This is a genomic window from Xenorhabdus kozodoii (genome assembly GCF_002632875.1).
GTDB classification, from domain to species: domain Bacteria; phylum Pseudomonadota; class Gammaproteobacteria; order Enterobacterales; family Enterobacteriaceae; genus Xenorhabdus; species Xenorhabdus kozodoii.
Genome location: NZ_NJCX01000036.1, coordinates 4403 through 24749, shown reverse-complemented (window position 1 = coordinate 24749; position 20347 = coordinate 4403). Strand labels below are relative to the sequence as shown.

18 protein-coding genes, 1 tRNA gene and 5 pseudogenes are annotated in these 20347 nt (G+C 40.9%); 13 read left to right on the top strand and 11 right to left on the bottom strand.

Features of this window, described 5'->3' with window-relative positions; genetic code table 11:
• Positions 1-261 precede the first annotated feature (261 nt).
• Positions 262-807 carry a GNAT family N-acetyltransferase gene (locus Xkoz_RS27350; RefSeq protein WP_208615271.1) on the top strand — a complete coding sequence of 182 codons (546 nt, stop codon included), beginning with the start codon at positions 262-264 and terminating at the stop codon, positions 805-807.
• 54 nt (positions 808-861) lie between these two features.
• Here Xkoz_RS27350 and Xkoz_RS27345 read toward each other — a convergent pair.
• Positions 862-938, bottom strand: a tRNA-Asp gene (locus tag Xkoz_RS27345).
• A 136-nt stretch (positions 939-1074) separates the two neighbouring features.
• Positions 1075-1824, bottom strand: coding sequence for a DNA polymerase III subunit epsilon (dnaQ, locus tag Xkoz_RS27340; RefSeq protein ID WP_099142844.1), 750 nt, complete (start codon positions 1822-1824; stop codon positions 1075-1077).
• Positions 1825-1886: 62 nt separating this feature from the next.
• Here dnaQ and rnhA point away from each other — a divergent pair, with 62 nt between their 5' ends.
• On the top strand, positions 1887-2357 hold the full coding sequence (rnhA, locus tag Xkoz_RS27335; protein ID WP_099142843.1) for a ribonuclease HI: 471 nt from the start codon (positions 1887-1889) through the stop codon (positions 2355-2357).
• An 8-nt stretch (positions 2358-2365) separates the two neighbouring features.
• Here the strand turns inward: rnhA and Xkoz_RS27330 are convergent, their stop codons facing one another.
• Complete coding sequence (locus tag Xkoz_RS27330; RefSeq protein WP_099142842.1) at positions 2366-3082, bottom strand: methyltransferase domain-containing protein; 717 nt, start codon at positions 3080-3082, stop codon at positions 2366-2368.
• A 51-nt stretch (positions 3083-3133) separates the two neighbouring features.
• Between Xkoz_RS27330 and gloB the strand changes: the two genes are divergently transcribed.
• The 5 genes from gloB to Xkoz_RS27305 all read left to right on the top strand — a co-directional run bounded on the left by gloB (position 3134) and on the right by Xkoz_RS27305 (position 6887).
• Complete coding sequence (gene gloB, locus Xkoz_RS27325) at positions 3134-3889, top strand: hydroxyacylglutathione hydrolase (RefSeq protein WP_099142841.1); 756 nt, start codon at positions 3134-3136, stop codon at positions 3887-3889.
• 72 nt (positions 3890-3961) lie between these two features.
• Positions 3962-5293: a murein transglycosylase D gene (gene mltD, locus Xkoz_RS27320; RefSeq protein WP_099142840.1), complete on the top strand. Its 1332-nt coding sequence runs from the start codon at positions 3962-3964 to the stop codon at positions 5291-5293.
• A gap of 148 nt (positions 5294-5441) precedes the next feature.
• Entirely contained in the window at positions 5442-5993 is a 552-nt protein-coding gene (locus Xkoz_RS27315; protein WP_208615270.1) for a MepB family protein, read from the top strand.
• A 119-nt stretch (positions 5994-6112) separates the two neighbouring features.
• Entirely contained in the window at positions 6113-6403 is a 291-nt protein-coding gene (locus tag Xkoz_RS27310) for a putative quinol monooxygenase (protein WP_099142838.1), read from the top strand.
• Between the two features lie 103 nt (positions 6404-6506).
• Positions 6507-6887 carry a RidA family protein gene (locus Xkoz_RS27305; protein WP_099142837.1) on the top strand — a complete coding sequence of 127 codons (381 nt, stop codon included), beginning with the start codon at positions 6507-6509 and terminating at the stop codon, positions 6885-6887.
• Positions 6888-7228: 341 nt separating this feature from the next.
• Here Xkoz_RS27305 and Xkoz_RS27300 read toward each other — a convergent pair whose 3' ends face one another.
• The 3 genes from Xkoz_RS27300 to Xkoz_RS27290 form a co-directional block, all read right to left on the bottom strand.
• Complete coding sequence (locus Xkoz_RS27300) at positions 7229-8047, bottom strand: tail fiber protein (RefSeq protein ID WP_244183483.1); 819 nt, start codon at positions 8045-8047, stop codon at positions 7229-7231.
• 600 nt (positions 8048-8647) lie between these two features.
• The gene (locus Xkoz_RS27295; protein ID WP_244183486.1) at positions 8648-9073 is read right to left on the bottom strand and encodes a transposase; all 426 of its coding nucleotides are present in this window, start codon (positions 9071-9073) and stop codon (positions 8648-8650) included.
• A 22-nt stretch (positions 9074-9095) separates the two neighbouring features.
• Complete coding sequence (locus Xkoz_RS27290; RefSeq protein WP_099142835.1) at positions 9096-9419, bottom strand: IS630 transposase-related protein; 324 nt, start codon at positions 9417-9419, stop codon at positions 9096-9098.
• A gap of 201 nt (positions 9420-9620) precedes the next feature.
• Between Xkoz_RS27290 and Xkoz_RS27285 the strand changes: the two genes are divergently transcribed.
• The 3 genes and pseudogenes from Xkoz_RS27285 (at position 9621) to Xkoz_RS27275 (ending at position 12145) form a co-directional block, all read left to right on the top strand.
• Positions 9621-10409, top strand: a complete 789-nt coding sequence (locus tag Xkoz_RS27285; protein WP_244183482.1) for an SDR family NAD(P)-dependent oxidoreductase — start codon at positions 9621-9623, stop codon at positions 10407-10409.
• 470 nt (positions 10410-10879) lie between these two features.
• A pseudogene (locus Xkoz_RS27280) lies at positions 10880-11038 on the top strand (ISAs1 family transposase); the annotation flags it as partial.
• Between the two features lie 369 nt (positions 11039-11407).
• Positions 11408-12145 carry a class I SAM-dependent DNA methyltransferase gene (locus Xkoz_RS27275; protein WP_099142833.1) on the top strand — a complete coding sequence of 246 codons (738 nt, stop codon included), beginning with the start codon at positions 11408-11410 and terminating at the stop codon, positions 12143-12145.
• A 366-nt stretch (positions 12146-12511) separates the two neighbouring features.
• Here Xkoz_RS27275 and Xkoz_RS27270 read toward each other — a convergent pair whose 3' ends face one another.
• On the bottom strand, positions 12512-13603 hold the full coding sequence (locus Xkoz_RS27270; RefSeq protein WP_099142896.1) for a PfkB family carbohydrate kinase: 1092 nt from the start codon (positions 13601-13603) through the stop codon (positions 12512-12514).
• A 947-nt stretch (positions 13604-14550) separates the two neighbouring features.
• On the opposite strand from Xkoz_RS27270, the gene Xkoz_RS27265 reads away from it, so the two are divergent.
• Both Xkoz_RS27265 and Xkoz_RS27260 read left to right on the top strand, forming a co-directional pair.
• Positions 14551-14808 carry a hypothetical protein gene (locus Xkoz_RS27265; RefSeq protein ID WP_099142832.1) on the top strand — a complete coding sequence of 86 codons (258 nt, stop codon included), beginning with the start codon at positions 14551-14553 and terminating at the stop codon, positions 14806-14808.
• A 557-nt stretch (positions 14809-15365) separates the two neighbouring features.
• Positions 15366-16625: a NupC/NupG family nucleoside CNT transporter gene (locus Xkoz_RS27260; RefSeq protein WP_099142831.1), complete on the top strand. Its 1260-nt coding sequence runs from the start codon at positions 15366-15368 to the stop codon at positions 16623-16625.
• A gap of 241 nt (positions 16626-16866) precedes the next feature.
• Here Xkoz_RS27260 and Xkoz_RS27255 read toward each other — a convergent pair.
• Positions 16867-17307, bottom strand: a pseudogene (locus Xkoz_RS27255) (IS630 family transposase); the annotation flags it as partial.
• Between Xkoz_RS27255 and Xkoz_RS27250 the strand changes: the two are divergent.
• Positions 17299-17418: pseudogene (locus Xkoz_RS27250) on the top strand (IS110 family transposase); the annotation flags it as partial. The pseudogenes Xkoz_RS27255 and Xkoz_RS27250 sit on opposite strands and share 9 nt — an antisense overlap.
• Positions 17419-17632: 214 nt before the next feature.
• Here the strand turns inward: Xkoz_RS27250 and Xkoz_RS27245 are convergent.
• The 3 genes and pseudogenes from Xkoz_RS27245 to Xkoz_RS27235 all read right to left on the bottom strand — a co-directional run.
• A complete protein-coding gene (locus tag Xkoz_RS27245; protein ID WP_208615269.1) occupies positions 17633-18133 on the bottom strand; it encodes a hypothetical protein in 501 nt (166 codons plus the stop codon).
• A 99-nt stretch (positions 18134-18232) separates the two neighbouring features.
• A pseudogene (locus Xkoz_RS27240) lies at positions 18233-19064 on the bottom strand (integrase domain-containing protein).
• Between the two features lie 1196 nt (positions 19065-20260).
• Positions 20261-20347 (bottom strand): annotated as a pseudogene (locus Xkoz_RS27235) (IS5/IS1182 family transposase); the annotation flags it as partial.

The following is a 20347-nucleotide window of genomic DNA, read 5'->3' as shown; positions in this document are numbered from 1 at the left end:
GAGGGCGCGTTTTTGTTCTGGTGTCAGATGAATTTTCATGGTCGTAAGCATGATCGGGTTTGGATAAAAAATCAAGCATCTTCAATGGCGATTGGTATATACGCATTAAACTTCAAGTTGCAATTTACAACACGATATGAAACCTGATTTCTCCCCGCTTTGCGGGGAGAAATCACACGCATCTTGAAGTTAGATTGGTATACATGGCAAAAATTTTATTGTAGGTTATTTAATCGCTTATCATTTCAAAATCAATAACACATGACAAAATCCAACCCTATATCTGGTTCAATCGTAGTTCCAGTCGTCATGCAATTAAATGCTATCAATACAAAACGCGATCAACTTATCCACTTGCTGCATGATTGCGTCGAAAGTCATGCCTCCATCGGCTTTATTGCACCATTAGAAGAGAACGAAGCGGAACAATATTGGCGAGATGTTGAAGCAGATCTCACATCTGGTCATCGATTACTGCTTATCGCGTTAGACGGTGAAAATATCGCAGGTTCAGTACAACTTTCTCTTTGCAAGAAAAAGAATGGCCCACATCGCGCCGACGTGGAAAAACTGATGGTACACACCGCTTACCGCCAGCGTGGGATAGGTAGGAAATTAATGAATGAACTCGAACGCTTAGCGAAACAATATCGACGCCATTTATTAGTGTTGGATACACGCACTCACGATCCAGCTTCCGCGCTTTATCGAAAATGTGGTTTTATTGAAGTCGGGCAGATCCCCAATTTTGTCATCGATGCCAATGGCGAATTTTCAGGGACAACCTATTTTTATAAGTTGATTTGAGATGTTCTGTAAAAAACGAAAGCCCTGAGTCAAAAACTCAGGGCTTATAAATTCTGGCGGTGCGGACGGGACTCGAACCCGCGACCCCCGGCGTGACAGGCCGGTATTCTAACCAACTGAACTACCGCACCGCAGGGTGTTCTGGTTGAGAACGGGGTGGATAATACGGGCTACACTAAAATCCGTCAATCGCTTTTTATAACAAAATGGTTCATTTGCACAGTTTTTCACCTCAATCATGCACTTATCACCATTTTGCCGCTGTTTTTAATGGGGCTGTTCAGGTTTTCGGCGCCAAAGACAACTTCCCCCTTTCTTTTCCACCAAATCCAAACGAGATTCATGCTGGATTAATTCTTCATCAGAAGCATAAACAATTTTCAGTCCTGCCTGCGGACGAGTAATTTTCTGGATTTCTGCAACCTGCGTACTGCCTGATATCTCCCCTTCCATTGAAAAAGCCAATGATGTCTGGCCACCGGTCATGGCCAGATAAACATCAGACAGAATTTCGGCATCAAGCAATGCCCCGTGGAGAGTACGCTTTGAGTTATCAATATGATAACGGTCACACAATGCATCGAGGTTATTACGCTTGCCGGGAAAAAGTTTCCTCGCCAATGTCAGGCTATCTGTAATAGTACAAAACTCAGCGGTGGGGGGAATATCGCGCTTCAGTTTACTGAATTCATAATCCATAAAGCCGATATCAAACGTTGCGTTATGAATAATCAACTCAGCCCCACGAATAAACGCAATGAATTCATCCGCAATATCAGCGAATTTCGGTTTATCCTGCAAAAATTCATCACTGATGCCGTGAACCTCAAACGCTTCGGGATCAACTAAGCGTTCCGGTTTGATATAAATATGAAAATGGCGTCCTGTCAGACGACGGTTGATAACCTCCACAGCACCAATTTCAATGATGTTGTGTCCCTCATAGTGAACACCTAACTTGTTCATACCGGTTGTTTCGGTATCGAGGACGATTTGACGGGTAATAGCAGTGCTCATAGTGTTTTTTTATGTCAGACTTAGAGTTTGATTAAAGACGATATAGGAAGAGTCTACCAAAGATGAACAAACAGGTAGAAATTTTCACCGATGGTTCTTGCCTCGGCAATCCTGGTCCCGGCGGATATGGCGTTTTACTCCGCTACCAACAACGAGAAAAAACCTTGAGCGGGGGGTATTTCCGCACAACCAATAACCGCATGGAATTAATGGCAGCCATAATAGGGCTGGAATCGCTCAAACGCCCCTGTACCGTGATCTTGACGACGGATAGCCAGTATGTGCGTCAAGGGATCACCCAATGGATCCATAACTGGAAAAAACGCGGCTGGAAAAAAGCCGACAAATCTCCCGTCGTCAATATTGATCTCTGGCAGCGACTTGATAACGCTATCTCACTACACGACATTGATTGGCGCTGGGTCAAAGGCCACGCCGGACATCGTGAGAATGAGCAGTGTGATGAGTTGGCTCGCACAGCCGCTAATCACCCTACCCAAGCGGATAATGGCTATATCGAAAGCGAAAATTAGCCTGCCAATTAATCGCGTCGGTGAATATTTTTCACTGCACCCAACGCATTACTGAATCTCGGTTTCAACAATGTCGCCCGCATGGGGTTTAATGTCAACGGTATTGTCCGCTTGCGGGCAATAATCACATTCAGACAACCCAATATTGACAGACAGGCGTTATCAAGATGCTTTCCCGTTTGCCACGGTAAAACATGAAAGTTAGCATGATGAATAACTTCATAATTAAGAAGACGCAACCAATCAAGTTGGCGCAACATTGAAAACATCTGAGCCTTGCAAGATTGCCGACGATATATCGGGGTAATCACTTTCCTGAAACCCAATAGACTTATTGGATTGAAGCCACTGATAACTAGCCAGCCATCATCGATCATGATCCTATCAACTTCTCTCAAGAGCCAATGAGGATCAATGCTGTAAGTCAACATATGTGCCAACAAACAGGCATCAACCGATTTTGTTGCAAAGGGGAGGTAATTGGGATCAGTAATGACATTCATATTCTGCCCTTGTAACCCAATATTGACTTGATGGCTGACCAAACAGGAACGCGTATCAATTTCGGCGCTTAAGTTACCGATTTTCACTAAATGAAAACCAAAGATCTTTGGCCACCACGGTTCCAATTGACGTTCCAGGGCGACGCGGTAATACTCTCCCCACGGTAACTCAACCCAAGAAGCAGGGGGGGTTATTTGCTTGATTGAACGTGCTGATCGCATGTCATCTTCCTTTCAACCGACTATAAACCTACTATGAACATGAGGTGTATAATGGAGCTTATCAGGGTTCCTGTCCTTTCAGATAACTACATTTGGTTACTTTGTGATACAAACAAGCATTGTGTCATTATCGATCCCGCTGAATCACAGCCCGTCATTGATATTCTAGCAGCAAATCAGCTTATTCCCGCCGCGATCCTGCTGACACACCACCATCATGATCACGTTGGCGGGGTTCCTGGATTACTCAAACAATATCCCGGACTCCCCGTATATGGTCCTGGGGAGACGCAAGGCAAAGGGACAACGCATATTGTCCATGAAAATAACACCATTAAAATAGAAAGTTTTTCTTTCCGTGTCATAGAGCTGCCCGGACATACACTTGGTCACATTGCATTCTATCAGGCCCCTTATTTATTTTGTGGAGATACCCTGTTTTCTGGCGGTTGTGGGCGTTTATTTGAAGGCACAGCCGAACAAATGTATTCCTCTCTGGAAAAGATTTCATTATTACCCGATGATACATTGATCTGCTGTGCCCACGAATACACTGTGGCAAATATGAAATTTGCAAAAGCGGTATTACCTAACAATCAGGTTATTCACGATTATTATCAAGAAATTCTTAAATTACGTGAAAATAACCAGGCAACCGTCCCGACAAATTTACAAACAGAGAAAAAAATCAATGTTTTCTTAAATTGTCACGATATTGATTTACAAAAAAATATCGGTATCAAACCGAATTCAATACCACTTTCTTCTATATTTCAGCAGTTAAGAGCTTATAAAGATCGATTTTAATTTTATTGGGTTGTCTTCTCGGTAATAGGCCAGTATTATTGCTCGCCTTTTAGGCAAACATCAGAAGAGAACATGAAGACAAAAGCGATCCTGTTCACCTCTGTTCTTCTTGCTGGGTGTCAATCGAGCCTACAAACAGAGGCTCCTTCCCAGCAACAAGCACAGAAGATGTCTTCAACGAATCAGAAAGTAGACGGTATTGCAGAATCCGATGATCTCGCAAACTGGAAGGTAAGTCCGACAGCCCAACAAGATTTATGGGGACATATCCGCGATGAGTTGAAGATGGAAGTTCCTGATAATAGCAGGGTGAACGAACAACAAGGCTATTATTTGAAACACAAGAGCCATATCCAAAATGTGATATTACGTGCAGAACCGTACATTTATTGGATAGTTGAGCAACTTGATAACCGACATATGCCAATGGAACTGGTATTGCTGCCCATAGTGGAGAGTGCTTTTGATCCTCATGCCACTTCCTACGCTAAGGCGGCAGGTTTATGGCAGATTATCCCAAGTACAGGCCGTTATTACGGTCTGAAACAAGATAAATGGTACGATGCTCGTCGTGACATTGCAGCATCAACAACCGTCGCCCTTGATATGCTTGAATACCTCAACACCCGATTCAATGGGGATTGGCTTTTGACTATCGCCGCTTACAACAGCGGAGAAGGCAGGGTTATACGTGCAATCAAAGACAATCAAGCCCAAGGGAAACCAACAGATTTCTGGTCATTACCACTGCCACGGGAAACAATGCACTATGTTCCCAAGATATTGGCACTGAGTAATATCATTCGCCATAACGAAAAGTTTGGTTTCAAATTCCCGAAGCCTGACAACCAACACGCACTGGCGAAGGTCGAAATAGGACAACCAATCATGTTGTCACAAGCGGCTGAGCTAGCTGGACTGTCGTTGACATCAATCAGGGCATATAACCCAGGCTATAAACAGGGTATGACGTCTCCTTATGGGCCGCATTACATCATGCTGCCGAGAAAGAACGTCCACCAATTTAAGGCATCCTTGACAGATAAAAACGTCTTGAAAGACATCCGGCTGGCGGTTAAACACAATAGCCACAAGTTGCAGCAACAAAGCCACTATACGGTTCGTGCCGGAGATACATTGTCAGCGATTGCAAAACGCTTCAAGACGACTCACCGCGAGCTACAAAAGCTGAACAATATAAAAACAGCGGATAGGCTCAAGATTGGTCAAGTCCTGAAAATAGATAACAGTGGTCCGGTCACCTATCATGTGCGTAAAGGCGATTCATTTTTCAGCATCGCTAAACGCCACGGTGTAGATCTTGATGATTTGATCAATTGGAATAAAGACATCAAAGCCAAAGAGATAAAACCGGGTATGGCCCTGACCCTTTATCTTAATTAAGCGCGTTTATTCCCTCCAGCATAAGCCCCTGTCTTTTTAGACAGGGGCTTATGCTATTTACAATAAAATGATAACGTTGTCTTGCATAATTTCATACAAGCAATCATTTCCTGTTGATTTAATCATATCAAGAAAGAGGAAGTACAAATTGGCGTCATTAAAACAAAGTATAAATAACCTGCCTGATATCTTTATCGAAATAAAAGAGTCTCTTCTACTTCCTTCTGAGTACCCATTAACGTCTGTTCCCTACCTCGAAATAGAAAGCCGTGATTATCATGCCATACGGTTCCAACTGGATGGTAAATCAATCGTTTTTCGTCAAGCTAAAACAACACCGAATAAACAAGGGCAATTTGTTACCCTCTGGAAAAGGCCGACTCCAGATTCAGAAATAATGCCTTTTGAAAAAAAGGATAACATTGATTTTTGCCTAATAGTGACCTTTTCAGAACATCAAAAAGGCATTTTTTTGTTTGACTCACCTATACTGATAAAAAAAGGTATTTTCTCAAGTCAAACCAAATCAGGCAAAAGAGGTATTCGAGTCTATCCTACCTGGGTTTTCCCTACATCAAAACAGGCAATTGAAACACAAAAATGGCAATCTTTATATTTTATAAACCTCAATAACCAAGAAACTGCCATTGAACAATTTAAGAATATTTTTTTGAACATAATAACAAAAACAGACAATTGAACTGAGTGACTATAACTTGTTTAAACCTTAAATTTAAGGGTATATTATTTCTTAGGAATTAATAAAAAGTGTTTACATTGAATTTAAACACTTCATCAAAAAACATAAGGTCAATAAATATGTATAATCATGGATATTTTGTCACAGCAGAAATTAAAGCTAACGAGAATGCAGATCTTGATATCGTTGTGAAAGAACTAAAAACGTTGCAACAGAAAACACGCTTAGAGCCAGGCTGTGAAATATTCTTTATCCAACAATCTCGTGAAAACCCACACACTTTTATTATGTGGGAAAAATTTACTGATCACGAGTCATTAAAAAAACATTTTGAATATGAGCATACACAACATTATTTATCCTTAAACTTGACCGATATTGTACAAGTTTTTACGACAGATACGCTTTGACATTAGAATAACATACTCAGACATTTCAGGTCACAGATCAGACAATCACAATGCAATTCGAAAAATAAAGGCATATAGGTCGAAATCATTAAGGAGAATTATTTTGGTTATTCGCATAAATTATGATAATTTGCCTCAAATCAAAGGTCCCTATGTACATGCCACCAAACATCATGGCCTGTTATATGTTTCAGGTTTAACGGCTCTTGGCACAGAAGCACAAAACCAGGATGTTGAATCACAAACGTTTTCCATTCTCCAACAAATTACCTCAATACTTGAACAGGAAAACCGGCATAAATCAGATTTGGTAAAATTCACTATTTTCGTTAAAAACATTAACCAACTTCCATTAATTCGTCCATTGTTATTTGATTTCTATGAAGGAAATTTGCCTTCTTGTTCTCTGGTTGAAGTATCCAATTTCATTCACCCAGATTTGCAAATAGAGATTGAATCTATTATCGCGTTGCATAACCCATAAATGTCCTATTTCAAGTTGCAGCACGATTGGTTACGCTGCAACTTGCCAATCGATTTTGCTTTCTTTATACCGTTTATTACAAAACAATAAGGCAATCCGGCTATCAAATAATTAATGATTATCACTATTCTAAAAGACAAACTCATAAGGTAAAGGTAATTTTAAGCCTTTCCATTAACTATGTGCTGTGTATTCGCCCGCTTCTTACTGGCAGGCAATGTGAGTATATGATATTCACAAGGGATGTTGTTTAGACATCCATGTCTCGATACCGAAAAATTAGCCAATCTAAGCAACCAAAGTAAGGACAGAGGGGCGGGTTGGAATGTATTAGCCCAGAATTAAGCTGCTCTTACTATGTAATTGAATGAGATGTTACGAGGACGAGTTTCTGTCCCTGTTGAATTAGCAATCGCATTATCCATATAACCATAACCACCAGACCCCATTCCTATAGCAATTCCCAATCCTCTGGGATCAGCTCCGTAGTTAATGTTTGTGTTGACACTATTGAAAATGCGGTTTCCTGTACCTAAATTCTCGGCTCCGGCAGTTGAGCTGGACCACATACGATGAACTCTGTGGCTATGTGGAGCGATATCTGCCACTTGATTAGAAAGTAGTTGTCGCCCAGCGTCGACTCCTCGCCCATTATCCCAGCCGCGAATAAACTCCCCTCGCAAATCAGGTAGCACGCCAGAGGGATAAGCAAGCGCAAGTTTCGGATATCTTACTGTATCAAACGAGGCACCATTACATATTAGCCAGCCTTCTGGCGGTGTTTCCGTAGGCCAAGGAACAGGCACCCCGACAGGAAAGGATAATTCTTCCATTAATGACTCTATTCCAAGGTTCTGAATAAACTGTTTCTTATCCGGTATATCTGCTCCGTTCTGGTCTTTCGCTAAGCGGGTATTGGCATTGTCATTTGCGCTATTAGCGACATTGTTCGCATTATTGGCGCTGTTGTTCGCCGTACTCGCCAAATCATACGCCGTTTTAACGGCCTTTGGTGTTGCTGCCATCGTCTCACTATCACTACCCGTATCATTGCTCAGAACAACAAATCCTTTATCTTGCAGTGTTGCATCTGGATGGTTACGGCTTTGAGCGTGTTCTTCAATGGTTTCTTTGACGTATATGGGGGTTGTAACGATCACAAGCGTACAATCTTCTGCAACAGGTACATTAGGCTTTTTATCTTGCATAATTATTCCCTCATTTAATCAACAATACATATTGCTAAATAACATGAAGGCGGTGGGGAAACTGCTCCGCCTGTGAATATCAATAAAATCGGCTCATCAATATTGGAAAGTACGGTTTGAATTCCGTTTGGGTGGCATGTTCTGATGGCAGAATGGCATAAAATGACAGGTCAGGAATTAATAAAAACCGTCTCAGCACTGAGAAAAATTAATACAATAAGGCGGCCACACAGATTATTGAATAATCGGCATGGTAATTCCTATAACGGTAAAAATTCAATCAATTCAGGAGACCAATAATACTCTACATTCAATAAAAGGTATTCACTATCAGCACCAAATTTCAAATTCACAACTCACTGAATTACGCCTCCGCAAACAGACAAATTTTATAATTCATCACCATTCATATTGTAGTAATGGACCTATACCAATCCAACTTCAAGTTGCCGTTTGCAAACCAATGGAAGTGCTTATAACAAAATCAATATAACCTGACACATTCAATATGCTCCGTAAACAGCTCATTAACTGAACACCTTTTTTGTCTTCTTATCGCTTTTGCTTCCCCCATTTGTGTTCGATGGGATTCAAATCGGGACTATAGGCGGGAAACCATTCCAGTTGGCATCGGCTGTCAGCTATCGCTTGTGTCGTGTCATTTCGTTTATGGAAAGGGGCATTATCCATCACTATCACCGCCCCGTGTGGGAGCTTGGGCAGTAAATCTTGCGTCACCCACGCATTAAAAACATCGCCATTCATGTTCCCGGTAAATAAGCTTAAGGTGACGAAGGTATTTTCAATAATGGCGCCAATGGCGTTAATACGCCCTTTGGCGGGCCAGTCATGCGTTCCAAAACAGCGTAGCCCTTTTTCCGAATCCCCATGTTTACGTGGCATCGACTGAGCAAAACCACTTTCATCCAAATAAACAATGGGTCTGCCAGTCCGTTCATCGTCGCTGATTCGCGCGATAAAGGCTTGACGAGCCTGAGGATCAGCGCGAGGGTGCTTTAGTGTTTTTTTTATGGGTGATCCGAAGCCGTTTCAAGGCGTAATGAATGGCCGATTGTGAGACACCTAAACGTTTTGCTCTTTCCCATTGATAGTCATCGGGAAAGTTTTGGACATCCGCAATGAGCACCGCATCAGGGATTTTCGTGGCGGGCTTATCACGGGTCATGCAAGGTTCTATCTTATTGCACCACCGAAACAAGGTACGCATGGAGATGTCAAAATGGGCACTCGTTTGCTCGAAAGTCAACGAATGCTTGTCCTTGTATGCCAGTACTCTCTTTCGAAAATCTAAGCTATAGCCCATCTCGTGTTATGCCTTGTCATCTTAGGTTTAGATATTATGTCATATTAATATGATTCTGCTATAAACCGTCAATCGCTTCACCAATCGTTGGCGTGACATCAGTAGAACAACTTCTTAATAATGATGAAATTGCTGCATTGGAGGAGTTCTATACTCCGCATGTAAGAGCCGAGTTATCCTAAAATAGTTAGTGGGGGATTTATGAGAGTCCAAAAACCGATCAATTCAGGATTCAACGCGTCATCAACAGCCTCGGATGTACTTAAAGGTATTGATATTAAAGGTAAGACAGCTTTTATCACAGGTGGACATTCTGGATTGGGGTATGAGGCGACTAAAGCGCTATCAGAAGCAGGTGTTCATGTGGTGGTGGGGGCAAGGGATATGGGGAGTGCATCTAATGCCTTAAGTGAGCTGACCAATATTACCATTCTTCCACTTGATCTTTCGGACATAAATTCTGTCAGGACATTGGCAGCTTATGTCAATGCTAATAGATATCTCTTTGATTATGTGATTTGTAATGCTGGCATCATGGCTTCTCCAGAAAAACGAGTTGGCCCAGGATGGGAATCACAGTTTGCGACAAATCATATTGGGCATTATGTACTGGTGAATCTCATATGGAACAATATCCGATCTGGAGGGCGAGTAGTCTGTGTTTCATCTGCTGGTCATCATAATTCTCCAATTCGATGGGATGATATTCAGTTTACCCGTGGTTATGACAAGTGGGTGGCATATGCACAGTCTAAAACGGCTAATGTGCTTTTTGCATTGCAACTGGATACGTATGGAAAAAACAGGAACATCAGGGCATTTTCTTTGCATCCGGGAAAAATATTTACCCCACTCCAGCGACACCTGTCTTATGAAGAGATGGCAAACGAGGGATGGATGGATAGGGATGGTAATCCGATTGATCCCACCTTTAAATCTCCAGCACAAGGGCTGCAACTGAGGTATGGGCAGCAACAAACCCGGCCTTGAATGGACTGGGGGGACTTTATTGTGAAGATTGTGACATTACCGGACTTGCATCAGATTATGAAAGATCCTTTGTCGGTGTTTGTGAATACGCGATTGATCCGTCGGAAGCCTTAAGACTATGGAATTTCACAGCTAATCTTACAGGTGTAAATGTATTTGCAGATAACTAAATCGCAAGTAATCTCGTGACAACCTAAGGTTCCGGACAGCATATTATTTTTTATGATATTAGGAAGTCTAATCCACTGTATTTTTCCCCTTTGAAGGAGGATTGAGACAGAAATTGAGAAGGCCATCACATCACTACAAAACGTCTGGGGCACGGTTTTTATGAACAGCGCCTGATCCGTGAGCAGGTGATTAACCTGACCGGCCAGCATTATTTGCCGGGACACCAGAATGACGAGGAGCAATTTAAGGCGCTGATGAATGTCGGCGTGCGGGCTCAGCAGGCCTTTAACCTGGTGCCGGGGATTGCCCTGTACCATCGGGCCGCCGAAAGCAACGGTAAAGAAGACCCAGTTACCCGACAATTGATTGAATGACTGGCGCTTGATGGGGCGATTGTCACCCAGGATGCTTTACATTATCAAAAAGAAACCCTTGAGTTAATTAACCCGAGTTCTGGATAAGGAATTGACGACGTGGTCAGTGAACGAAGCGTAAAAGGTCAACTTTCCCACCGTGGTTCACGTTGGGTTACAACTCGGCGAGAATACCGGGAAGAGTCAAGAGAGTTTCACATTAACAGGATGCTGATGCTATGAATAATATCTGCTAGTAGCGTTACAAAAATAATTATATCTAATTTTTTTTCGATAAATTAATCTTTGGGATTAATCCGGCGACAATCCACATCGGGCTAAAACCAGAGTTTACGTGGGTTATATCCGCATGAATTCCGTTCTAAATCGCCATCAGGTTAATAATAATCTGCCTATCAGACTTATTTCATAAAAATAAATAGGCAGAATGACTTTTTATCAGGAGCTTTACTAATGGATGTACGAGAAAATTATGATGCTATTGGGGAACATTATGAACAGTTTTCCAATACGGTTGCACAACGAAAATCTGAACTCCATGACATACTCAATATGGTTGGTGATATACACGGAAAATCAGTACTGGATTTAGCCTGCGGATATGGTTATTTTGGTCGGGAATTACATCAACGAGGGGCATCAAAAGTTGTCGGTGTCGATATTTCTGAAAAAATGATTGGACTGGCCAAAGCTAAATCAAAGCAGTGTGGTGATGACATTGAATTTTACGTACAAAACGTATGCGAAATGAAATCACTCGGAAAATTTGATATCATCATCGCGGCTTTTTTATTCCACTATGCACAATCCACGGATGAACTTGAAACCATGTTTCAGGCCGCGGCTAACCATTTAAAACCCTCTGGTAGATTAATCGCTTATATGGCGTCGCCTGATTATCGATTAGAAAATGGAAACTGTGATAATTATGGTTTTACAATTTTGAGCGAGGAGCCTTGGAAAAATGGTTTCCGTTATCAGGCTGAATTTCTGACAACTCCCCCCAGCCCTTTCACCTTTTATCGCTGGAGCCGGGAAAGCTACGAAATTGCAATTAAAAAAGCGGGACTTGATCGTTTTGACTGGCAAAAACCAACAGTCTTAGAAAACGATTTAAAACGTTATCCCCAAGGTTTTTGGGATATTTATCTGCAAAATTGTATCCATACCGGGCTTGTTTGTCAGTTTTAATCTTGTCGACTACTATTTCCACATTGACGGGCGTATTTCACCCCATTATATCTTTCCTTTCATATTTTTTGGTGAGCGAACAATATTTTTGATATTCCTCACCAATTTTTTGGATGTGATGTGTCTAGCCGAGGGAATAGGCATAATCTCAACAGTTTGCAGTTTTTAGGCTTATTTGGAAGTGTATAGGTTTTTGGTAAAAAACTATTCATCGCCATAAAGAAAAATAATTAGGTGTGGAAGCGTAGGAATTTGTCATAGAGGACAGATTAAAAAAATTGCCGGGTTTTGGCCCGGCTTTAGCCAAATATCCTAAGTCCTTTTATTTTTATGTTTTATGATGTCTGTAGGGAAAAAAATGCAATATCAGAGTAAGGCCAGTAACTTTTCAACAGCGAAAGAAGACAGGGTAAGTGAATAAGTTAATTCTGTCTCCAGTACGTGGGCGGCGCATTGTTGTGCAAACTGTACACTTTCCTGAAAATCCATGCCGACTAAAGCGCAATGAACTAACCCTGCCATCATGGCATCACCGGAACCCATAGTATTGACAATATTGACAGGCAGTGCCGGCAAATGCCCGGATACATAATCCAGTTCACTATAATACACACCTTCAGCGCCCATACTTAAAATTACTCTCTGAACCCCTTGTTCATGAAACCATGACGTTACCGATTGGACCTCTTTTATTGAGTTAATTTTAATACCGCTGATTGTTTCCGCTTCCAATCTATTGGGTCTAATCGTATGAATATAGGGTAACCAATGACGTATTATTCCGGCTTTATGTGTGGAAACCGGATTAACAAATATTGGGACATTACCTGAATGTCTAAATAACCACTCCAGTGCATCCCTTGTCAGATTGCAGTCGATAACCAGTATTCCCGCCCGTTCAATTAGAGATTTTGACTTGTTCAATAATTCAGGCGTGAGTTTGTTCAAAATAGCCATATCACTGACGGCAGTAATTTGTATCTCGCCATTACTATCAATTATTGAATGATAGGTCGATGTTCTTTCATCATTTAATTTGTGAGCGTGCCCCAAATCAACACCGGCTAACTGGGTTTCTCTAAAAAGTCTTTTTCCATTTGAGTCGTCACCAAAAACAGAGATTAAATAGCTTTCATTTTTTAACATGGCAATATTATGTGCAACATTTCGAGCAACACCACCTAGCGTATATTTTGTTTTCCCTGGGTTGGAATCTTTTTTAAATAATTCATTAGATGCGTAGCTAGTGATATCTATGTTGGAAGCACCGACGGTTACGACATAATTTCCACTGGAAAAAATATAACCTTTACCTTTTATATAGCCTTTTTTTTGTAAGTTCAGGATATGCCCTGCGACGCTTGAACGACTGATACCAATAATGTCAGCGACTTCTTCTTGGGTGAGAAAAGGATTTTTCCTGAGAAGTTGCAATATTCTGAATTCCAGGTTACCCATTTTCCTCATATTATATCCTTCAATCCTTTTATTGTTTTCAACCATATTTCTATTCCATTGGTTAAGGGGAGTAAAGCTCATTTTTATATGTTGTATCTGTTGTGGGAAAGAGATCGTAAATTTAATGATATATAACTTTTCGCTAAAAATGTGATTATAGTCTTAAATTTTGTGCCAAAAAATAGCAAAAAATCAGGATATAAAAAAAATTAGCATGATAACCATATTTTATGCTATTAAAAATTTAATAAAACCAATGTGTTGAGGTTGTTATGAAACATTTTAGACAATGGGTTTTAATTTTACTTGATAGCGAAAAATCATCATGAGGTAATGATGTTAAATTACATGAAAGCGTGATGTTTATCACGTTTACTTTAGGTTGAATGTATAAGTGAGGATATATTGCCGATGTTATGTTTTTTATTATATCAAAAACATTTTTTGAAATGTAGAAAACATCGTTTCTGATAATTATATTAGTTGTGGTTTATATACCGGTATGGTGTCTGGACCAGTGAATTCGATAAGTGTTATCAGCCACAATTCGCAAGTTTTTATGTGTGCCCGGTTATTGTAACCTGCCCAGTAATGTGCTCTCCTGAACAGGTCTCCATACCGATCATATAAAGAGTAAATCATACATTAGCTCTGACAAGGCAACTCGTGGCTTAATGAAAACAGTGTTGTCATTTATATCAATGCCATGCACTGAATTGTTATGATAAACCTATAGGCATTGATCCGTTTTTCGTTAGTTCAGCGAATTAGCTGCGCTCAATCGTTTCTACACCCACCTTTGACGGCACCAGACTTTTGTAATCTGACAAATGTCGCTTTTTTTGTAATCAATTCAGCACCTAACTGCATATGCACTATTATTAGTGTTATGTGTAATTTGATTCTAATTTGTCCTAAAAATTGAATACTGGGGTTGGGGGGATTGAATGAAAATAGAGTACGCCGTAATAGGTGCGAATAAAGCAGATCGATATACTCTAAAAAATAATAAGTTAGGTGGTTTGTGCCCTCAATCTTTGGCTGAAATCTGCGCTGAGGATTTTAGTAAACATGATGGATGGGGAGCCTACTGGCCCATTGATATAGTGGTCTTCGTTGATGGCAAATTAATCGGTCTATTCACCGTCGCACAGGAGTTTAATCCAATATTTACGGCATCAATGTTGGACTTATCACAAACCTGAACATTGTTTGGCCTTTGAAAGCGTCTTTACCGAATGAGAACGAGCATTCCCTGGCATGATTTATCGCCAGTACTTGGTAATGCTCATCTTCAAGTATTTATCTGGACTTGCGGATAAGGGGTGTTTATTGATGTTGTTCTCATCGCTACCACAACTCCATCCCAATAGTAGGCTGTAATGTTGCCCCGTATCCATATCCCAGTTTTTAGTTATTTCTAATATCAATCAATGACGCATTTAATTTATAAAACCATCGCGACTTCTGAAACCTCAAATGTCACCGCGTACCAAACCAGTAATATGACAATCATAATTTCTCTCGGGTGTGACAAAATTAGACAGTGAATTACGTCACGTTCTACCATAGAAAGCATTATTTTTTATTAAAAGGGAAACATAATTTTACAGATGGTGGGGTTTTTTCCTGTGCGGAATAAGAAGTAAAAATGCCCACCACAAAGACTATTCTGATACAGAAGAACAGGGTGTCTATTTTCAGAATTAGATATAGATAAAAGTCAAATTAAAATCAACCAAATGAGGAAAATAAAAAATAAATGGATATTTTTCGTGGCATATTCGGCATTGCCTTACTCCTGTGCATTGGGTACGTATTTTCAGTTAACAAAAAAAAGATCAGCCTGCGTACGATAGGTGCAGCCCTGTTATTACAAATCAGTCTGGGTGCCATTATGCTTTACATTCCTGCTGGAAAATGGCTCATTCACAAACTGGCCAGTGGCATTAATGCCATTATTGCTTACAGTGAAGCGGGAAGTTCATTTATCTTTGGTAGCTTAGTTGGTCCTAAAATGAATGAACTGTTTGATGGCGCGGGGTTTATTTTTGCATTCCATGTATTGCCCGCCATTATTTTTGTCACTACCCTGATTTCTGTTTTGTATTATCTTGGTATTATGAAATGGGTGATCAATATCTTGGCCTATGCATTCCAAAAATCCATGAATATCAGTAAAATAGAAGCCTTTGCGGCGGTCACAACCATCTTTTTGGGGCAAAATGAACTCCCGGCAGTTTTAAAACCTTTTGTTAACAAAATGAACCGTAATGAACTATTCACCGTGATGTGCAGCGGTATGGCTTCGCTTGCGGGCTCTATGTTAGTCGGCTATGCAGGGTTAGGGATTCCGATAGAATATTTGTTAGCGGCATCGTTGATGGCCATTCCTGGGGGGATCTTGTTTGCTCGATTGCTCAGCCCAGCAACGGAGCCTTCCCAGGTACAGTTCGAACAAATTTCATTTAGCGAAAATCGCCCCTCAAGTGTCATCGAATCCGTGGCAAACGGTGCCATGCTCGGATTAAGAATTGCCGTTGGGGTCGCCACAGTGGTTATGGCATTCATTGCCCTAATTGCGATGATAAACGGTGTAATTGGTAGCATTGGCAACCAATTTGGCCTGGCGGGTATCAGTTTAGATAGTGTATTTGCCCATATTTTTTCGCCCCTTGCTTACTTAATGGGGGTCAGTAAGGAGCATGCAGATCTGGCGGGCAACCTGATCGGACAGAAGTTAGCAATTAACGAATTTGTCGCGTATGTAAATTTTTCTCCTTACCTGACGGATACAGCCGTTAGACTGGACCCTAAAACAATTGCCGTGATTTCATTTGCACTTTGCGGCTTTGCTAACTTCGGTTCTATTGGGGTTGTCGTCGGCGCTTTCATTGCAGCAGTGCCAGAAAAAGCCGCTAATATCGCTCAACTCGGTATTAGAGCACTATTAGCAGCAACCTTATCCAATTTAATGAGCGCCACCATTGCAGGATTATTCATTGGATTATCAGCTCAATAAATGGATTATCCCATTATTTTGTCCGTTGAGAATGGCTGGCAATCTAAGTAAGGTGTATTGGTTGTTATTTGGTCGCAATATCTTTACGATAAATTATTGTGATAAAAATCGCATAATATATTTTTTATATATACCAATCTAACTTCAAGTTGCCGTTTGCAAACCAACGAGAGTGTTTATATCTCCCCGCTACGCGGGGAGATATAAGACGCATCTTGAAAGGCGATTGGTATATACGCAATTAACTTAAAGATGCAGGAATTAAAGTCTGGAAATTATCTGTCAGTCGGGTAGTTAATTCCTGTGCTTTTTCGGGTAATGTGACATGGAAAAAATGATGAAGAGTTTCACGGAATGTTTTGGCATCCGGGAAATAGATATTGTTTCTTACCTGTTCATTCACATACTTCCATAATCGCTCAATCGGGTTGAGATTAGGGCTGTATGGCGGCAGATAATGCAACTCGATATTCAGAACTTCGGCAAAAAATTGCACAATTTCAGCACGGTGGTAACCAGCTCCATCCAGAATGAGATGAATTTTTTGCGACAGCGGATAAGTTTCCCGGATTGAGCCGAAAAACAGGACGACATTTTTCGTGTTAATCGTCGGATATTCACGAATAACCGTCTCTTCAATCTGTTGCAAATTGAGGGCGCCCATGATGTTAAGGCGGGTACGGCCAAAAAAGTGGCTCTTGTGGCTTGTATGCGCAAACTGCTGACTATCTTAAATGCGATGATTAGAAAAGATGAAGAATGGAATGATTCGTATCAGCAGATAACGCCATAAAAATCGTGTTCAAGACAGTTGCTTCTGATGCTAAAAGCACGGCCTTGATACGGTCACGTACGCACCCATCACGAGTCATATCGTGCATCAATTCGAGGGCGTCTTTTTGAGCCTCTGTCAGAGGTAATTTTCATGGGTGCGATCCTGCTCTGATACGAATGAAAAATCAAGCATCTTCAATTACGATGGGTATAACACATCCATTAATTTTCTATCACATACCTTCAATTTTATTTAATATAAAAATATTAACTATATAATCAGTATTTTCATTAAACATAAGCTGATAGATAAATGACCCCACAAGAAAAGTACTTCCAAATATAAATTTCCAGTTCCGTTTGAATACATAACAAGAATTCCAAATACTTTTGAACCTTCTCACATTATCTAATTTTTTAAATAAAATATCTCTTTCATCATCAGAGATATATAATTTTATTATTTTCTCCTTTATGGCCTTCTCCGTTTTTGCGAAACTATATTTATAACCAATGGAAAAAAGCTTATCAAAAAAGAACATCAAGCTGAGTGTAAAAGCAATTATTTGAGCTACTTTATTTGGAACGCCCCAGCACCCTATACCTATTAATAATGACCATTCCGCAATTGTATAGTGCTGTAATTTCCCCCACCATTTATTCATGTTTCTAGCATATTTTTGTATCTCTTGTTTTATTTCTGAGAATGCGGGCGATCTTTGACAACGTTTCAAAATATATTCCTTAATAATTTATTATTAAAAAATGATTTAATAAAAACTATAACCATGAGTATAAAATTAAAAAAAATATATATTATTTTACCTCATGGTTTATTTCATTGAAATCAACGCTCTCGCTTCCTCACGGCTAAAACCATTCTGCTGGTAAAACGCCAGAGCATCCTGTGTCCACGCATAACGCAAACTGTGAGGAGAATGGCAACCGGTTAAACCGATTTTTGTTGTATGTGTCCGCCAGTAGTTCATGGCCTGTTTGAGATCAGGTTTATTAATCAACTTGCTGTCACGTTGTTCCGCAATGATAATTGCCTGTTCGACGGCCTCTTTCACTGCGGCAACATCCAATAGCAACATCCAATACACGGGTTTGCCGTGGTCGGCCGCCTTTTGTACCGAAGACAACATGCAGTTTCGGCTCTGGTTGCTCTAACTGTTTTCGCCAGCTTTTCAGTGAAACACTACATTGCACCGCTTCCTGAGAACGTAATCCCAGTAAGCGGGCGAGTTTCAGTGTGACGGCAAACCCGGCATCACGTTCAAGGGCTTTTTGATAAACAACCTGAAACGTAGCATCAGTGATTGCTTGTTTCGTTCCGGCACGGCTGGTTCCGCTTAACCCCAATGCCTGATTGCTCAAACGTGGCGAGGTTTCCAGCTTTTCCCGGCCTGCCATGCGGAAGATATTACGCAGTGCCGCCATTTCATTTTGCACTGTGCGCTTGGCAATGCCCTGAGATAAACGGACATCAACATACTGTTCTACATGTTTTGTTTTCAAATGCTTCAGGCTTTTAATCTGAATATTCAGGCTCAATAACAGCGCGCCCAAACGACCTGCAATCCGAATACGGTCATGGCAGGTCTTATGGCTGCCACCACCCTGTCGGGCAAAAAATTTTAATTCTTTAATCAATCGGCTCATCAGTTTCTCCCGCTACTTATACCTAATAGCATGCGATCTCTGGCGCGCGACCGTTCGAGCAAAACAGAAAATACTGGCCTTGCCCTTGATCGATATCTGTGCGCCAGAGTGAACGCAGGTTGAGGTATTGCGGGGCATCGGTTGAGTACGCAGTACTGCCGCCTGTGTTAACAGGCCATCCCCACCGGCTAAAAGCCAGCCTCGATATCGTCAATTTCTCCTTTTTCAATCTAAAAATGCAGTGTCAGATTCACTGCTTGGTGAAGCAGGCGTGAGCCTGTAATGGTTGTGCTGCCTTTTGGCTGCGGCGTCACTTTCAGCGATAAATCCGCAAAAAGTGACGCCTTGAGTTCTGTAAACAATCAACAAAAATCGTGCGAACGTTGAAGTGCCATCAGGCACAGCAAAACGCCGTAAAGTTAAATGTCAAACGGTAGTCATGTTAATGGATTAGCTGTAGAAAGATTGTCTGTTGAGTAATTCAAACAGGGATAGATAAAAGTATGAACAGATACGCAAAAACTATCCTGTTGTTCATTCAAGAGAAATAGGATTTATGTTGATTTGAAACACCAGTGTATGAATCCACGTTCAATACACTTCAGTGACAAGATAAAACACCTTTTGGCGTATTTTTAGTTTAAGAGACCTTCATTGCCAGACGAGGGTTTAGGTGTCTTGGCAATATCCGCTTCCAAAGGTGGGCAGATGTACCGCAATTCTTGCTCTCCCTTTCAGGCTACAGGAGTTTTTTCTTCGCCACCCGAAGGTGATCCTGACAGGCGATGGATCATTAGTGTAAGTGGAATATTAACGGCTGTGGTGAGTAGGGTCAACAGCTTATGTTACGGGTGAATTGGAATTTAATCCATCAAATATAACTTCATAATAAGACTAGTTTTATCAGCCTACTTTAACTCATTTTATCCATCAATATGTTATATTCTTTAGCTTTTCTCTTTGACCAAATTTAGCTAATGAATCAATATCTATTAAGTTTCTTATCTGTGTAGCCAGCCTATGTCGTCTTATTCGGTGGCTATTCAGTCTTTCTATCGACATGACTTATGCTTGGAAATAGATTTAAATGACTGCTGAATTTAACTTACATCAAATCTACGATCATAATCTGAACTTTCTTGTCGGTGCTGGTGCTTCACATGGCTTTCTACCGACGTTAGCACTAGACGATGTCGTCATGAGATTTTCAGCCAAAGAACAAGGCAACGGATTTGCACTGCGGCAAGAAAAGACGCGCTATTTTTTGCATAGCGAGTGGCTAT

Coding starts and splice junctions, on each gene's coding strand:
- Xkoz_RS27350 (WP_208615271.1), top strand. CDS start 262: ATGACAAAATCCAACCCTATATCTGGTTCAATCGTAGTTCCAGTCGTC.
- dnaQ (WP_099142844.1), bottom strand. CDS start 1,824: ATGAGCACTGCTATTACCCGTCAAATCGTCCTCGATACCGAAACAACC.
- rnhA (WP_099142843.1), top strand. CDS start 1,887: ATGAACAAACAGGTAGAAATTTTCACCGATGGTTCTTGCCTCGGCAAT.
- Xkoz_RS27330 (WP_099142842.1), bottom strand. CDS start 3,082: ATGCGATCAGCACGTTCAATCAAGCAAATAACCCCCCCTGCTTCTTGG.
- gloB (WP_099142841.1), top strand. CDS start 3,134: ATGGAGCTTATCAGGGTTCCTGTCCTTTCAGATAACTACATTTGGTTA.
- mltD (WP_099142840.1), top strand. CDS start 3,962: ATGAAGACAAAAGCGATCCTGTTCACCTCTGTTCTTCTTGCTGGGTGT.
- Xkoz_RS27310 (WP_099142838.1), top strand. CDS start 6,113: ATGTATAATCATGGATATTTTGTCACAGCAGAAATTAAAGCTAACGAG.
- Xkoz_RS27290 (WP_099142835.1), bottom strand. CDS start 9,419: ATGGGCTATAGCTTAGATTTTCGAAAGAGAGTACTGGCATACAAGGAC.
- Xkoz_RS27285 (WP_244183482.1), top strand. CDS start 9,621: ATGAGAGTCCAAAAACCGATCAATTCAGGATTCAACGCGTCATCAACA.
- Xkoz_RS27275 (WP_099142833.1), top strand. CDS start 11,408: ATGGATGTACGAGAAAATTATGATGCTATTGGGGAACATTATGAACAG.
- Xkoz_RS27270 (WP_099142896.1), bottom strand. CDS start 13,603: ATGGGTAACCTGGAATTCAGAATATTGCAACTTCTCAGGAAAAATCCT.
- Xkoz_RS27265 (WP_099142832.1), top strand. CDS start 14,551: ATGAAAATAGAGTACGCCGTAATAGGTGCGAATAAAGCAGATCGATAT.
- Xkoz_RS27260 (WP_099142831.1), top strand. CDS start 15,366: ATGGATATTTTTCGTGGCATATTCGGCATTGCCTTACTCCTGTGCATT.